This is a genomic window from Agrobacterium sp. 22-209-1, from assembly GCF_053522485.1.
The window spans coordinates 103,238-118,572 of sequence record NZ_JBNWCH010000003.1; the positions used below are offsets into that span (position 1 = coordinate 103,238).

The window sequence follows — 15,335 nt, forward strand, 5'->3', positions numbered from 1 at the left end:
ATGCATCCGAATTTCGTTCCGCCGCTTCGTTTCCTTTTTGTACTCATTTTTTCACCGCCTCCCCTTCACTTTGCGAAGGACTCCCTCCATATTTCGCCCATGGCCAGATCACCGAAAAACTCCACCTCCTCGCCCTCCGGCTTCGAGGAAGCTCCGCAATCGTCATTCGAAGGTGCGCCGCTCAGCGGCAGCGTCGCCGATTGGGTGAAGCAGCTCGAGGCTGAAGCCGAGGCCGGCTCGGTGGAAACCCAGCGCGAAATCGCTTCGAAGGCGGGCAAGCACCGCAAGAAGATCGAGATCGAGGCGCGCAAGGAAGCGCAGAAAGCCGCGTCGAAGACGGCCAAAAACACCACGGCCTCCAAGACATCTCGCGGCGTATCGATCGGCGCATCGAGCGATCCGAAAACCCGCGCCGCCGCCGGTCTCAATCCGGTCGCCGGCATGGACGTATCGCTGGAGGACGCGGCCAACCTCGCGCCGGGCGCCGTCACCGCAACCGTGGATGCATTGTCGAAGCTGATCGAGAGCGGCAATCCGCTGTTCAAGGACGGCAAGCTGTGGACGCCGCATCGGCCGGCCCGCCCGCCGAAATCCGAAGGCGGCGTCGCCATCCGCATGGCCTCGGACTACCAGCCCGCCGGCGACCAGCCGACCGCCATTGCCGACCTCGTGGAAGGCATCAATTCGGGCGAACGCAGCCAGGTCCTGCTCGGCGTTACGGGCTCGGGCAAGACCTTCACCATGGCCAAGGTGATCGAGGCCACACAGCGCCCGGCTGTCATCCTTGCGCCCAACAAGACGCTGGCCGCACAGCTCTATTCGGAGTTCAAGAATTTCTTCCCCGACAATGCGGTGGAATATTTCGTCTCCTATTACGATTATTATCAGCCGGAAGCCTATGTGCCGCGCTCCGACACCTTCATCGAGAAGGAATCCTCGATCAACGAACAGATCGACCGGATGCGCCACTCCGCCACCCGCTCGCTGCTGGAGCGCGATGACTGCATCATCGTCGCCTCGGTTTCCTGCATCTACGGTATCGGCTCGGTGGAAACCTACACCGCCATGACCTTCCAGATGCAGGTGGGCGACCGGCTGGACCAGCGCCAGCTTCTGGCCGACCTCGTGGCCCAGCAATACAAACGCCGCGACATGGATTTCCAGCGCGGCTCCTTCCGCGTGCGCGGCGATACCATCGAAATCTTTCCCGCCCACCTAGAGGATGCCGCATGGCGCATCTCGATGTTTGGCGACGAGATCGATTCCATCACCGAATTCGACCCGCTGACCGGCCAGAAGACCGGCGATCTGCAATCGGTCAAGATTTACGCCAATTCCCACTATGTCACCCCGCGCCCGACGCTGAACGGTGCGATCAAGTCGATCAAGGAAGAGCTGAAGGTCCGCCTCGCCGAGCTTGAAAAGGCCGGACGCCTGCTGGAAGCCCAGCGGCTGGAGCAGCGCACCCGCTACGACATCGAGATGCTGGAAGCGACCGGCTCCTGCGCCGGCATCGAAAACTATTCGCGTTATCTCACCGGCCGCAACCCCGGAGAGCCGCCGCCGACGCTGTTCGAATATATCCCTGACAACGCGCTCCTCTTCATCGACGAAAGCCATGTCTCCGTCAGCCAGATCGGCGGCATGTATCGCGGCGACTTCAGACGCAAGGCGACGCTGGCCGAATATGGCTTCCGCCTGCCCTCCTGCATGGATAACCGCCCACTGCGCTTTGAGGAATGGGACGCGATGCGCCCGCTCACCGTCGCGGTTTCTGCTACCCCCGGCTCATGGGAGATGGAACAGTCCGGCGGCGTCTTTGCCGAACAGGTCATCCGTCCGACAGGCCTGATCGACCCGCCGGTGGAGGTGCGCTCCGCCCGCAGCCAGGTGGACGATGTTCTCGGCGAAATCCGTGAGACGGCGGCCAAGGGTTACCGCACGCTCTGCACCGTGTTGACCAAGCGCATGGCTGAGGACTTGACCGAATATCTACACGAGCAGGGCGTCCGCGTCCGTTACATGCACTCGGATATCGACACGCTGGAGCGCATCGAGATCATCCGCGACCTGCGCCTTGGCGCTTTCGACGTGCTTGTCGGTATCAACCTCTTGCGCGAGGGTCTCGATATCCCGGAATGCGGTTTCGTGGCCATCCTCGATGCCGACAAGGAAGGTTTCCTGCGCTCGGAAACCTCGCTGATCCAGACCATCGGCCGCGCCGCCCGCAACGTCGACGGCAAGGTCATCCTTTATGCCGACAACATCACCGGCTCGATGAAGCGGGCGATGGAGGAAACCGCCCGCCGCCGCGAGAAGCAGATGGCCTACAACGCCGAACACGGCATCACGCCGGAATCGGTCAAGGCGAAGATTTCCGATATTCTTGATTCTGTTTATGAGCGCGACCACGTAAGGGCCGATATTTCTGGCGTTTCCGGCAAGGGCTTCGCCGATGGCGGCCATCTGGTCGGCAACAATCTGCAGGCCCATCTCAACGCGCTGGAAAAATCCATGCGCGACGCCGCCGCCGATCTCGACTTCGAAAAAGCCGCCCGCCTGCGCGACGAAATCAAACGCCTCAAGGCCGCCGAACTGGCGACCATGGACGACCCGATGGCGAAGGAAGAGGCCAAATCGCTCGAGGGTGGCGGCAAGTCCCGGAAAAGCGGAACGAGCGCCCGCCACGAGTCGATCTCCCCCCTTGAGGGGGAGATGTCCGGCAGGACAGAGGGGGGTAACGCCGCGAACGAAAGCAGCAACTCCCTCTTCGCCAAACCCTCTCTGGATGAAATGGGCCCTGGCTCGGATGCGGGAAAACCGCTGTTCCGCAGGAACACGCTGGACGAGATGACGGTGGGAAGAACCGAAAAGCCCGTGCGCGGCGCGGTGCCCGACAAGCCCGAAACCGAGGCCGGAAAACGCTTCTCACCGCTTATGGAGGGCCAGCCGGAACGGACCACGGACGATCCAAGACCGCTGGTCCGCGGCAAGATCGGTGCGGGTTCCTATGAGGATGCCGGGGAGCAGAAGCGCAAGAGCCGAACCAAGGGCAAGACGGGCCGGCCGGGGCGGTAAGGTGTATGCGAAGGTTGCAAGGATGCAGTTAACGACGCTGGAAGTGGGAAGGAATATGCATCGACATTACCTTGCCGCATCGTTCCTTCTCCTGTTCAGTAACTCAGCGCTTGCCGGCCAGATCGAAGACGCCACCTTCCACAGTGCGGCCCTGAACGCGCCGCTTCCCGTCAATATCTACCGCCCGGATGGTGTACCGCCCGAAAACGGCTGGCCGGTGCTCTATCTGCTGCACGGCCATGATGGCGACCAGAACAGCTGGCGTGATCTCGGCAATATTGAAAAGACCCTCGACACGCTCATCGCAGCAGGCGCCATTCGCCCGCTGGTGGTCGTCATGCCCGGTGTCAAGAACAGCTGGTACGTCGATTCCGCCGCTGTCGGCGGCCCCGGTGACTACGAAGCCGCGCTGACGGGTAACCTGCGCCACCAGATCGAAAGAACCCTGCCCGTGCGCAAGGACCGTGAAGGCCGCGCCATTGCCGGTCTCTCCATGGGCGGTTTCGGCGCCCTGCATCTGGCCTATGGCCATGAGGACCTCTATGGCGCCGTCGCCAGCCTGTCCGGCGCCATCTGGCAGAACGTCCCCGTCTCCGATCTCGACAAGACGCCCACCGAATTGAAGCTCATTCAGGACAGCGCCTTTTTCCATCAGGTCGACCGCACCACAATCACCAGCGGCATCGTGCTGCCGTCCACCGGCGACCATTTCTCCGGGGCCTTCGGCACGCCTTTCGATGCGAGGCTCTTTAACGAGAAAAACGTCTTCACCCTCGTCGCCCAGCATGTCGCCGAAAACGAGGATCTGCCCGCCACCTATTTGACCGTCGGCGATGATGACGGCTTCTTCCTCTGGCGCGGCGCCATCGCCCTGCACGAGACTCTGCAGGCCGACAAGCGCAAATCCGAGCTGCGGGTGACCGATGGCGATCACGTCTGGTCGGTGTGGAAGGTTTCGATCATCGATGCACTGAAGTTTATCGATGGGGAGTGGGACAAGGCTGCGGATATCGCCGGGGATTGAGGCGCGACCCACCCTTTCAAAAGAGACAGACCGATCATCTCATGGGCCGCTTCTTCCCGCTCTTTTCCGCAAGGTTCAACGCCACCGCAGCCCGTATCAACCCCGCCAACGCCTCCTCATTCACGACATCCCCGTCGTGAAAATCAATCGCCCGCCGCGTATTGCCTTCCAGGCTGGAATTGAACAGGCTGGCCGGGTCTTCAAGCGAAGCGCCCTTCATAAATGTCATCTTCACGGCGCTCTTGTAAGTTTCACCCGTGCAGAGGATTCCGGCATGTGACCAGACCGGCACGCCGCGCCATTTCACTTCCTCAATCACCCCTGGATCGGCCTTCAGGATCACCGCACGGATGCGTGAGAGTAGATCGCCGCGCCAGTCGGCCAGTTCCGCAATTTTTCGGTCGATGAGGTCGGAGGCCGCGATCTCCTCCGCGTCTTTTTCCGTAACCTTTTTTGCCATGATGCCCTCCTGATTTCGCCGCGAGGCCACTCCCGACCTGCTGTGCCTCTGTTCCGGCTTTCAACATAGACGAAATTTTCCTGTCCTCCCATGAGGAACCAAATCCGCCTCCCATCGTTTCCTCCCCGAACGCAACGTTCAGCATACAAAGGGAAGAAACATCATGAAAATCAATGTCATCGCTCTCGCTGCGGCAGCAGCGCTCTCCTCTTCCGTGGCTTTTGCCCAGACGGCCACGACTGCTCCTGCTGCCGGCGCGGACGCCGCTTTGTCCGGCCCCGGTATTACCATGGGCACCAAGGCCAGCGCCCCGCTGAAGTTCGTCAACGTTCAGAAGACCGACCTTACCGCCTCCCAGCTCGATGGCATGGACATCTATAACGCCCAGAACGAAAACATCGGTGAAATCGAAGATGTCGTCATCGGCGACGGCAAGTCGGTGATCGGCCTTGTGGCCAGTGTCGGCGGCTTCCTCGGCATCGACAAGAGCTATGTGGTGCTCGACCCGGCTTCCGTCGCTGTTCACAACGACAACGGCACCTGGAAGGCCTATGTCGACACCACAAAGGAATCGCTTCAGAACGCTCCGAAGCTCGATTACGACAAGCTGGACGACTGATTACCCCTGCAGTCCGCAAGCTTGTCCCCCCGCGCCCTGTCGCGGGGGTTTTCATATGTGGCGAGTTATCGGAAAACCCGGTGCTCCCCGCCGGACGGCACTTGCCTGACGGCGCGCCTCTCGCCTATCTTCGGCGCGCCAATCACCAAGGATCGTTGCGTGCCCGCCAATAGCCTCTTTTCCTTTGCCATCAGCACCATCATCGCGCTCTGCGCCCTGCCGCTGTCAGCGCAGGCGGCCGACTGGAAACCGGCCGAGCAGATAAAAACCTATGCCATCAGCGGCAATACGGGCGGTGCGCTTTATCAGTCGATCGGCGAGCGCGGTCCGACCGCCGGTGTGCAGGCGATTGCCCACACGACCTTCAAGCTGACATGGCGGCGGGACTATCGTCCGCAGCCGGATGGCGCCTGCGTGCTGGCCACCGCGAGGCCCAATCTCACCATCATCTACACCTGGCCGAAAGCGCCCGCCAATCTGCCGCCCGCCGTCGCCGCCAGCTGGAGGAGCTTCATTTCCGGCGTGGAGACCCACGAACGCGTCCATGGTGACCACATTCTCGACATGGTGAAAAAGATCGAAGCCTTCAGCATCGGGCTGCGGGCGGAGAACGATCCAAAATGCCAGAAGGTGCGCGCCGTTCTGCAACAACGCCTGGGTGAGCTTTCCAACGAGCAGCGCCAGCGCGGCCGCGATTTCGACCGGGACGAGCTTTCTCCCGGCGGGCGGGTGCATCAACTCATCCTCGCCCTCGTCAACGGCCCCTGAACGGCCCCTGAACGGTCGTCTATTCGGCCGCCTCGCCTTTCAGCAAGGGCTCGGCCAGCGTCACGCTTTCCAGCTCGTAGGAATAACCTTCAAGCATCGTATAGGCCTGCTCGATCGCCTCGATCTGGATTTCGGCATTGCGGATGGCTTCGGCGATGGACTGGCTGCGGGCACGCAGCATGGAACTCAGCACATCGGTTTCCGGCTTGCGGCCCAGACGGTCCATATGTTTGCGAACCCGGGTACGATGCCGTTCCAGCTCGAGAATATGGAAACGGCTTTTCAGAATATCGTCGGTCAGCTTGCGGCGCATGGCGGCCACGGGGTCGAAACTGCCGGGTTCGCGCTCATCCAGAATGAATTCATTCACCAGCGTTTCCAGCATCAGCAGGCCCTTGAGGTCCTTGGCGTCGGCAAGCTGCGGATCATAGCCAGTATCGTCGAATACCTTGCGACGCACCGGATCCTTCAGCAGCTCATAGGCCGTCTGCAGGCGCGCGAATTGCTCGCCATCGCCACCGCTGTCGGGATGGGCGGCCTTGGCCACCTTGCGGTAGGCCGACTTGATCGCCGCCTCGTCGGCATCGCGCTCCACGCCAAGCAAAACATAGGGATCAATCACAAAAACACCTTCAAACGCAAACTGTTACCCGCACGCCAACACCGCTCCCGTCTGGCACGCGGGCGGATCATAGGCCAATTCCGCCCGGCGCGGCACCCCGCCCCTGCGGTTAAACCGGCAAAGCCCACACAAAGCCTCGCGGCACGCCGCATCGCAACGGACGGAAAAGCCCTTGATGCCGAAATTTGTCCGACCCAAGGCGACTATAATGACAGGCGGGACAAAATTGTGGAAAGCCGTGCAAAACATGCCGCACGGTTTTGCACAGCGCCTGCCGCAACCGGCCGGAAAACACCACCGGGAGAAGCGTAACAGGCGCGTTTTCAGGGGGTTATGGTGGAAAGACGCCAACGGGTGTAAGCTTGGCTTTTGGATTGGGAGGGAGGACGATCCGATGCCGCAAACGATTACCCAGACCGTCACGGACTACATCCATGCCATGGCCTATGCGGATGAGAGCCTGATGCGCGACGTTTTCGATCCGCGCGCCAGCATCGTCGGAACCTTCGAAGGCGAAATCGAATGGTTGTCCCTGGAGGATTTTGTCGACCAGTTGCGCAAAAGCGAACGCGGCCTGCCCGATCACGATCCCGCTTTTGAAATCATGGGCATCGACAAGGAAGGCGACAGCGCTTCTGTGAAGCTGACGACCCGTTTCGACGGTATGGATTTTTACGAATATCTCTCCCTGCTGGAACGCGACGGCAACTGGTTTATCGTGCACAAGCTCTATCACATAAAGCCGTAGGCCTCGTCGAAACCGCCACCCCGCATTGTGCGCTTGCGCATTCAACTTGCAGCAGCGGCTCGCGATCCGGTTATTCTGCCGCTGAATGAACTAGAACAGGTCGCTGTAGATCGCCGTTATCCAGAGGGCGTTAAAGAAGAGCCAGATAACACCGAGCCACATGATTTTGCGGCTGCTATCGGTTCTCATCGCCACGACAGCAATCAGCAGACCGCCGACTATCCTTGCCAGATACCATGGCCCAAGCTGTTCGAAATGCTCCCTGCCCTTGATGTAGGTGTCCACCAGATCGAAGACGAACGAGGCGGCAAACAGGGCAAAGAACGCATGTCGCCTGCGCACGAAAAAACTTTCCCGTTCGGACAATTCCTGAATGTGATCGGGATAAAGCAGCGTGGACATCAAAAAGAAAAGCGACGTGTAGACCAGAACGAAGATGTATATCCAGAAATTCCAGTTCTGGATGAGCCGCAGGGCAAACTCCCACCACCAGAAATGGACAGCTCCAAGAAGAAGGGCAATCGACCATACGATCTGCGCATGCATACGGTCGGTTTTCTGCGGCTCTTGCAGCCTTCTGGAAAGTCCGGACAACACCCTGGTAATGGCCAGACCGAGGATGAGGCTTACCAATATCCGCAAATGACCATATGCATCCATTGAAAGCGCCCGCTGTTGCTCAACTTATCCGCCGAACAATATGCTTAAACCTTCGGGCTTTACAACTCTGGCGGACGCCCCGCCCTTGCCGATCTCGCCTTATGGTGGGAAGGACCGGCCTCCTGAAGCGAAAGTCCCGCGGGACTGGCAGGACGGAAGCCGCAAAGCCCGCCCGTCACGCGGCGCGTTCAAGCAAATAGATTTCAAGATAAAGGGATTGATTTTACTGGTGCCCCCGGCAGGGTTCGAACCCGCGACCCCCTGATTACAAATCAGGTGCTCTACCAACTGAGCTACAAGGGCAAGCCAGTGCCTTGCCAACTATCAGATTCTGACTTGGTGTAAAGCAAAAACTGACGCCATGGCATCGACAGACCGCTTTTCCACACCGTTGCCAGCCGGTCTGTTTGCATGATCGCGATTGTAGCAAAGGGCCCGGAAAATAAGCGAAGTATTTACGCAGCGTCACTAGAATGGCGATGAAACATGACCATTCCAGTGAGAACAACGCATCATATGCGCGCGAGCATACAGAAAATCCAGCTGACAGGCACGATCATCATCGCCGTAAGCTCAATCCTGCTGGCAACCCTTGCCGCGCTGCCCAGCGTCTACAATTATATACGTTATCGCACCAATGCCGCGCAGCTCACCCGCTTTGAAACCGCTCTCCAGTCCGCATGGCTGGTATCGGCAGAGCGAGGCCCCGCCAATAATCTGATGGGCGCATCCGTGCCGGATGAGGGGCTGATCGAAGGGCTTGCGACCGCGCGCAAGGCAACGGACGACAAGCTGTCGGAGCTGGAGAATTCCTTCACCGAAGATATCAGAACGCAGCCCGAACTGGCGAAGTCACTTGCTGAAACCCGCCAGGCTCTCGAACAATCGCGAGAACTGGTCGATCAGGTCGCCGCGCTCTCCCCTGACATACGCAACCACGGCGCGATGTCCAACGCGATTTCATCGATGTTCAGGGCGGCGGACAGCGTCAACTTGCTGCGCGGCAGGGCCGCACGCGCCATCATCAAGGCAACGCCCGACGTGGCGATCGACATCGCACTGACGGGTACGGCGGGCGTGATGCGGGACCGGATCGGCCGCCTCGGCTCTTATGTCATCATGAGTCTCAAGGCGAACAGGCAGGAAAAGCTCCGTTATCGCGCCAAGTTCGACACCGAGATGCAGAGCCTGCTGTCGCTGAAAGCATCGCTGACCAATTATACCGCCGCCTATCTGTCGACGCCGCGACTGGACGCGGCATTGCGCGATCTTGAAACCCAATATTTCAGTCAGGCTTTGCTTTACGCGCAGAATACGATCGTGATGGCCGTGCCATCCGCCCAGCCAAGCGCTCTTGAATTCTCCAGAAACTATATTGCAGGCATGCGGTCGTCCGACACGTTGCGCGACCTCATTCTGTCCGAAACGCGCGCGCGGATCGAAAGGAAAAAGCACGAGGCCCTGATCTACGGCGGAACGTCGCTCTTTCTCGCCGGCATTGCTGTGCTGGTGCTGTTGCGGCTGACATCGGTTTACAAAACCGCGCTGTTCCGGCCGATGCAATCCGTTCAGGCGCAGATCGCCGCCATCGCCGGCGGTGATCTTTCCGAGGGCAATCATGAGGACAGGGTTGCTCCGGAAGTGAAGAAGATGTTCGAGGAACTGGATTTCCTGCGCGAACAGCTTCGCCAGAAGGGCGAAATGGAAAACCAGCAGCGTGCGCTGGCCGAACAGTTGCGCACCCTTTCCGAAACCGATGCGCTGACGGGCGTTTTCAACCGCCGCGCACTCGAAAAGGCGGTTCGCTCCATATTGACGGGCGAGGAGCAATGTCAGTCGCTCGGCGTGATGATTGTCGATATCGACCATTTCAAATCGATCAACGACCGTTACGGCCATGCCATGGGTGACATCGCGCTTCAGAAGACCGCGAGCCTGTTGCGCAGCGCTTTGCGCAAGGATGATATTCTTGCCCGATATGGCGGCGAGGAATTCGTCGTCGTGTTGCAGAATGTCAGCCACGCCACGGCGACGGCGACGGCCGACCGTCTTCGCCGCCTGATCGAATCCCAGACCATCGACGCGCAAAGCGGCCTGTCACTGACGGCAAGTTTCGGCGTGGTCTGGCAGGAAGCACGCGCGATCAACAGTTGGGACGAGTTGATCGCCATCGCCGACGACCGGCTTTACGAAGCCAAGCGTGCGGGCCGCAACCGGGTCTGGGCAACCTATTTTCCAAAGGTCGCGAACGGCTAGGAGCATCGCCTAGATCAAATCCAGCGTCATGACCACGGGGCAATGATCGGAAGCCTTCGGGCGATCCCAGCCGGTGCGGGGATAACGTTCGACCTCTTGTCCCGGCGGGAATATCGTCCGGAAAGGCTGTCCATTGCGAATGATGTCGGGAACATGTGTGGCGTTCGTCTCCGCCAAACGCGGGGACAGCCAGATATAGTCGAGCTGGCACAGATGCTGTTCCTGCGGCCCGCGTGAATGGTAGAGCGTCCAGCGATCCATGACGTCACGGCGCGTCATCGGATTGACCACGAAACCATCGGCGGTGAAGATATCGAGCGCGCTGCGCTCCTCCTCGACGGGCTCGAAGCTGTAGCCACTGCGCCTGTCGCCGGAAATCGCGACACGCTCTTGATAATCATTCATATCGCCGCAGATCGCGAAATTCTTGTTGCGGGTACTGCCCACGCCCCAGCGGTTTTCAATGATGCGGCGCACGGCCATGGCCTCCGCCTCGCGGATGGGCATGGTGGCGATGCGGGCGTCGACCGCATCGCGGGCATTGGTCATGGATTTGAAATGCGTGACGTAAAGCGTCAGCGGCTTGCCGCCGATCCGCAGATCGATTTCCAGGCAATCCCGTTTGAAAATCTTGTCGTCGATCTGGTTTGTGGCGGCAAGCGCGGGATTGAAGAGATCGAGATTGCGATAGGTGAGCGCGGCATGGCTCTTGATATCGACCACCTCGATCCTGTCGCCGTCGCGCGTCTCCTCGCGCATGACGACGGCCACATCGATGCCGCGGCCGTCATTGCCCTCAACCAGATATTTCTGCAGGTAGCCATTGCCGACCATACGATAGAGATAACCATATTCGAAGGCCTGCAACGCGGCCATGTTGTCCACTTCCTGCAGGCAGAGAATATCCGCATCCGCATCCGCAATGGCGAGCGCCGAAAGCTGGCGCGTATCGTCGGTGGAAGCCACCATCCGCGCGCTTTCCAGCGCCTGATAGGTCGCCTCATCCCTGATATCGAAGAGCTGGATCGCCCTGTCGCGCCGCGTCTGGTTGCGAAAACCGGTGAAATCGAAACGGGTGAGAAGATTTTCGATGTTGAAAGTGGCAAGCCGAAGCGACATGTTTCATTCCTATTGCTGGACGGAAAGCTTAGCCGCTCCCGTTCGACCTCGCCAGTGATTTGGGGCATGGCGCGCTTTACCGGATTAGCCAAAGCGCGACGTCGGTTTTGGTGAGCCGCGTGCCGATGCTCCCCCACGTCATTCCTGTGCTTGTCACAGGAATCCAGTCGACGCGCGTCTGCGCGGCGGGAGGACTCTTTTCAGCACAAGGACTTGGGCTGGCTGGATCCCTGTGACAAGCACAGGGATGAGGAAGGCATCCTTTTTAGTTAAAGCCGCCAGCCCACACGAATGGCAACCGGAAGGCTATCACCGACAGCAACCGCCTCGCGCGAATAGGCCCGGAGCGCCTGCCCATCCGGCAGATCGAGACGAAGGGCATACCGCTCCCCCTCGTAGAGAACCGAGGTGACGGTGCAATCGATACCCTCGGCATCCCGCAACACATCCTGCGGCCGCACGAGAATATCCGCCAGCGGTAATTGCGCGCCGCTCTCCATCGCGGCCCGAAGCCCGGCCCAGTCGAGATCGCGCGATGCTCCGTCCGGCACCGGCAGGCGGAGGATAGCACCCTGCCCCACCAGCGAGCCGACGAGCCTGCCTTCAGGCCGCGCATAAAGCTCCGCCGGCGGCGCAATCTGCAGCAGCTTGCCCTGCGACATGACGGCGACATCGGTTGCCAGCGCCATGGCTTCGGCCTGATCATGAGTGACATAGATCATCGTCGCGCCGGAACGGATGTGAAACTCGCGGAATGTCTCCTCCATCTCCTGCCGCAGATGCCGGTCGAGATTGGCGAGCGGCTCGTCGAGCAGCACCACGTCAGGCTCGGTAACGAGGCAGCGGGCAAGCGCCACACGCTGCCGCTGGCCGCCGGACAATTCGGCGGGACGGCGCTCCGCAAAACTCTCGAGGCGGACAGCGGATAGCGCCTGGCGCACCTTCTCGCGATATTTCTCGCCCGAAATACCACGCACCTTCAGGGGATAACCGGCATTGTCGGCAACCGACATATGCGGCCACAGCGCATAGGACTGGAACACCATCGCCATATTGCGACGCTCCGGCGGTACCATGCTGCCGGCATCGGCCAGCACCCGCTCGCCGAGCAGGATGGAACCGTCGGTCGGTTGTTCGAAACCGGCGATCATGCGCAGCACGGTCGTCTTGCCGCAGCCGGAAGGCCCGAGCAGAGCGAGAAAACCGCCTTCCCGCACGGTAAGCGAAACATCGTCGACGGCTGGCTTTGAACCGGCATCGAAACTTTTCGACAGGCGGTTGAGGATCAGTTTCGCCAAGGGACCACTCCTTTCGGCAGATAGCGCCCCAGAATTTCCAGCAGAGCCATGAGGAAAATCACCATGATGACGACGAGCACCGAAAGTGCGGAGGCAAGATCGAAGCTGCCGCTGTCATCGAGATTGTAGATGAGCACGCCGAGCGTCTGCGTGCCGGCGGACCACAGCAGCGCCGACACCGTCAACTCGTTGCAGGCGATCAGGAAGACGAGAATGACCGAAGCGCCCGCCGCAGGCCCGACCAGCGGCAGGATGATATCCTTCAACCGCCGCCAGAAACCGGCGCCGGAGAGCCTTGCTGCCTCTTCCAGCGATGGATCGAATTGCAGGAAGGCGCTGACCATGGGTTTCAGGCTGACGGCGAAGAAGGAGGAGAAATAGGCGAGCAGAATGATCCAGATCGTGCCGTAGAGCGTGATGCCGACAAGCGGGATGGGAGCGGCGAAAAGCAGCACGAAGGAGACGGAAATCACCACCCCCGGCAACGCATAGGGAATATCCACCAGCGCCGAGAGCAGGAACATGAAACGGCTTTTGCCACGCACCAGGAAATAAGCCGTCAGCACCGTCACCGCAAGGAGACATAAGGATGTCGCCGTCGCCAGAAACAGCGAATTGCGGAACGCCGTGCGGGTCACGCTCTGCCGATAGAGCAACTCCTCATAGGCATGCAGCGTCGCCGTCTTGAGGCTGAGCGGCACGCCATAGGCGGGCGCAAGCGAGCTTGCCACCAACGCCGTCAGCGGCGCCACCAGCATGAAGAACAGCACAAGCCACAGGGCAAGCTCCGCTGGCAACCGCCACAGCCCAAGCCGGAATGTCGCCGCCTTGCCGGAAAGACCGATGATGCGATAGTCCCTGCCCTTCATCGCCCGTTCCTGAAGCGCAAGCCCGGCGACGGAGATGATGGCGATCATGGTGGAGAGAATGGCGATATCGCCGAATGTGCTGGTGCCGAAACTGGCAAAACGGCTGTAAATCAAGGTCGGCAAAGTGAAGATCGAGGCGGGGATGCCAAGGATCGCCGGAATGCCGAAATTGCCGACATTGGAGACGAAGGAGATCGCCGCCCCGGCGATCAATCCCGGCGTCGACAGCGGCAGGATAATATCGAACAGCACCCGGTACGGCGAAGCGCCGGAAAGCTTGGCAGCCTCGATGCCGTCCTGCGGCAAAGCCAGCAGACCGGCGCGCAGCGACAGATAGACGAGCGGCGCATGCTGCACACCGAGCAGAAGCGCGATGCCCGTAACCGAATAAAGCGGCTGCGGCGACCCCATCGCCGGCGCAAGGCCGATCGCCTTCAACAGCGTGCTCGACGGGCCGGTCATGCCGATCCACGACAGCGCCGTCACCTGCGGCGGGATCATCATCGGCAGCATGAACAGGAAACTTAAGATCGACTTGCCGCGGATGTCGCAGAGCGTCAGCGCAAGCGCAAAGGCGCCGCCGATGGCAAGTGAAATCAGCATGCCGAAAAACGAAGTGGAGAGCGTATTCAGCGACGCGCCCCAAAGAGCGGGATCGGCCAGAAGCCGCCATATATCACCATTCAGCGACGAGATAACGCCGGTATAGGCGAGCCGCCCGAGCGGCAGGGCGCTCAGCGCGAAAACGACACTCACTACAAAAGGAAACAGCCAGCGCGGCTGGCTGCTTCCATAGGCATTGGAACGGGGCATGCCGCTATATCAGCCCTTGGAGCCGAAGATGTCGGAGAAAGTCTTCAGGTCCTGTTCGGAATTCTTCAGCGCATCGGCAGCGTTGAGCGGCAGAACCTTGATCTTGTCGCGAGCCGGGAAACCTTCCGGCATGCCGGCATCGGCACGAACCGGGATGTAACCGAGCTTGACGAAGCCCTGCTGGCCCTTTTCGGACAGCACGTAATCGACGAACTTCTTCGCCGCCTCCTCGTGTTTGGTGCCCTTGATGATCGCGACCGGCTCGGTGACGGCCGAAACGCCCTCTTCCGGGAAGACGAACTCGACAGGCGCGCCCTTGGCCTTTTCGCGGATCGGCATGTAATCGACGACCACGCCATAGGCCTTTTCACCCGATGCAACGGACTTCAGAACCGCACCGTTACCGCCGCCGGCAATGGCTTCATTGGCCTTCAGCTGCTTGTAATAGTCCCAGCCGAGACCGTTTGCGGCGGCAAGCGTCTGCGCATGGATCAGCGCTGCACCCGAGGTAAGCGGGCTCGGCATGGTGACGAGACCCTTGGCGTCCGCCTTGGCCAGATCCTTCCAGCTCGTCGGTTTCATCGCGGCGGCGGTGTTGTACATGATGCCGGTCGTAATAAGCTTGGTGGAATAATAGAAGCCGTCCGCATCATACAGCGAAGCATCGATATTCTTGGCTTCGGGAGACTTGTGGGCCAGAAGCTGGCCGGCCTGCTTCATGCGCTCCAGCGTCACGGTGTCGGCGATCAGAAGCACGTCGGCAACCGGATTGCCGGCATTGATCTCGGCCATCAGCTTGGCCATGATCTTCGGCGTTCCGTCACGCACCCATTCGACGTCGAGACCGGGGTTGGCAGCCTTGAAACCGTCAACGGTCGCCTGCGCGTCCTCGTTGGGCTGGCTGGTGTAGAGCACCAGATCGGCGGCATTGGCGGCGGTGGCGATGAAGCCGAGCGATACGATGGCGGTGAAAGCGGAAAGCAGCGTTTTCATGGGTCCAG

The 15,335-nt window shown here is 60.3% G+C and carries 13 protein-coding genes and 1 tRNA gene; 6 read left to right on the forward strand and 8 right to left on the reverse strand.

The genetic code is table 11. From position 1 onward, the window contains the following. Positions 1-99 precede the first annotated feature (99 nt). Positions 100-3,078, forward strand: a complete 2,979-nt coding sequence (uvrB, locus tag ACQZ48_RS08400) for an excinuclease ABC subunit UvrB (RefSeq protein WP_448728729.1) — start codon at positions 100-102, stop codon at positions 3,076-3,078. Between the two features lie 55 nt (positions 3,079-3,133). Then, positions 3,134-4,102, forward strand: a complete 969-nt coding sequence (locus ACQZ48_RS08405) for an alpha/beta hydrolase (protein ID WP_448728730.1) — start codon at positions 3,134-3,136, stop codon at positions 4,100-4,102. A 34-nt stretch (positions 4,103-4,136) separates the two neighbouring features. On the opposite strand, the gene ACQZ48_RS08410 is transcribed toward ACQZ48_RS08405, so the two are convergent. Beyond that, positions 4,137-4,562 carry a DUF1801 domain-containing protein gene (locus ACQZ48_RS08410; RefSeq protein ID WP_077981746.1) on the reverse strand — a complete coding sequence of 142 codons (426 nt, stop codon included), beginning with the start codon at positions 4,560-4,562 and terminating at the stop codon, positions 4,137-4,139. 163 nt (positions 4,563-4,725) lie between these two features. Between ACQZ48_RS08410 and ACQZ48_RS08415 the strand changes: the two genes are divergently transcribed. Together ACQZ48_RS08415 and ACQZ48_RS08420 are read left to right on the forward strand one after the other, a co-directional pair. Continuing rightward, entirely contained in the window at positions 4,726-5,181 is a 456-nt protein-coding gene (locus tag ACQZ48_RS08415) for a PRC-barrel domain-containing protein (RefSeq protein WP_077981745.1), read from the forward strand. A gap of 159 nt (positions 5,182-5,340) precedes the next feature. Continuing rightward, complete coding sequence (locus ACQZ48_RS08420) at positions 5,341-5,949, forward strand: DUF922 domain-containing protein (RefSeq protein ID WP_173989445.1); 609 nt, start codon at positions 5,341-5,343, stop codon at positions 5,947-5,949. Between the two features lie 19 nt (positions 5,950-5,968). On the opposite strand, the gene ACQZ48_RS08425 is transcribed toward ACQZ48_RS08420, so the two are convergent. Continuing rightward, positions 5,969-6,571, reverse strand: coding sequence for a J domain-containing protein (locus tag ACQZ48_RS08425; protein ID WP_077981744.1), 603 nt, complete (start codon positions 6,569-6,571; stop codon positions 5,969-5,971). Between the two features lie 394 nt (positions 6,572-6,965). Between ACQZ48_RS08425 and ACQZ48_RS08430 the strand changes: the two genes are divergently transcribed. Further along, the gene (locus ACQZ48_RS08430) at positions 6,966-7,319 is read left to right on the forward strand and encodes a nuclear transport factor 2 family protein (RefSeq protein ID WP_173989447.1); all 354 of its coding nucleotides are present in this window, start codon (positions 6,966-6,968) and stop codon (positions 7,317-7,319) included. Between the two features lie 90 nt (positions 7,320-7,409). Here ACQZ48_RS08430 and ACQZ48_RS08435 read toward each other — a convergent pair whose 3' ends face one another. Further along, positions 7,410-7,979 (reverse strand): hypothetical protein, encoded by a 570-nt coding sequence (locus tag ACQZ48_RS08435; RefSeq protein WP_077981742.1) that lies wholly within the window; start codon positions 7,977-7,979, stop codon positions 7,410-7,412. A 227-nt stretch (positions 7,980-8,206) separates the two neighbouring features. Continuing rightward, positions 8,207-8,282: transfer RNA gene (locus ACQZ48_RS08440), tRNA-Thr, on the reverse strand. Positions 8,283-8,495: 213 nt separating this feature from the next. On the opposite strand from ACQZ48_RS08440, the gene ACQZ48_RS08445 reads away from it, so the two are divergent. After that, positions 8,496-10,235: a GGDEF domain-containing protein gene (locus ACQZ48_RS08445; RefSeq protein WP_191218470.1), complete on the forward strand. Its 1,740-nt coding sequence runs from the start codon at positions 8,496-8,498 to the stop codon at positions 10,233-10,235. Between the two features lie 9 nt (positions 10,236-10,244). Here ACQZ48_RS08445 and ACQZ48_RS08450 read toward each other — a convergent pair whose 3' ends face one another. From ACQZ48_RS08450 to ACQZ48_RS08465, 4 genes are all read right to left on the reverse strand, one after another. Next, positions 10,245-11,354: an endonuclease/exonuclease/phosphatase family protein gene (locus tag ACQZ48_RS08450; protein ID WP_089153204.1), complete on the reverse strand. Its 1,110-nt coding sequence runs from the start codon at positions 11,352-11,354 to the stop codon at positions 10,245-10,247. Between the two features lie 269 nt (positions 11,355-11,623). Continuing rightward, positions 11,624-12,652, reverse strand: coding sequence for an ABC transporter ATP-binding protein (locus ACQZ48_RS08455; RefSeq protein WP_374638346.1), 1,029 nt, complete (start codon positions 12,650-12,652; stop codon positions 11,624-11,626). Then, positions 12,640-14,334, reverse strand: coding sequence for an ABC transporter permease (locus ACQZ48_RS08460; protein WP_443388896.1), 1,695 nt, complete (start codon positions 14,332-14,334; stop codon positions 12,640-12,642). Before ACQZ48_RS08460 ends, ACQZ48_RS08455 begins: the two co-directional genes overlap by 13 nt. A 9-nt stretch (positions 14,335-14,343) precedes the next feature. Beyond that, the gene (locus ACQZ48_RS08465) at positions 14,344-15,327 is read right to left on the reverse strand and encodes an ABC transporter substrate-binding protein (RefSeq protein ID WP_137410650.1); all 984 of its coding nucleotides are present in this window, start codon (positions 15,325-15,327) and stop codon (positions 14,344-14,346) included. Between the last annotated feature and the right edge of the window lie 8 nt (positions 15,328-15,335).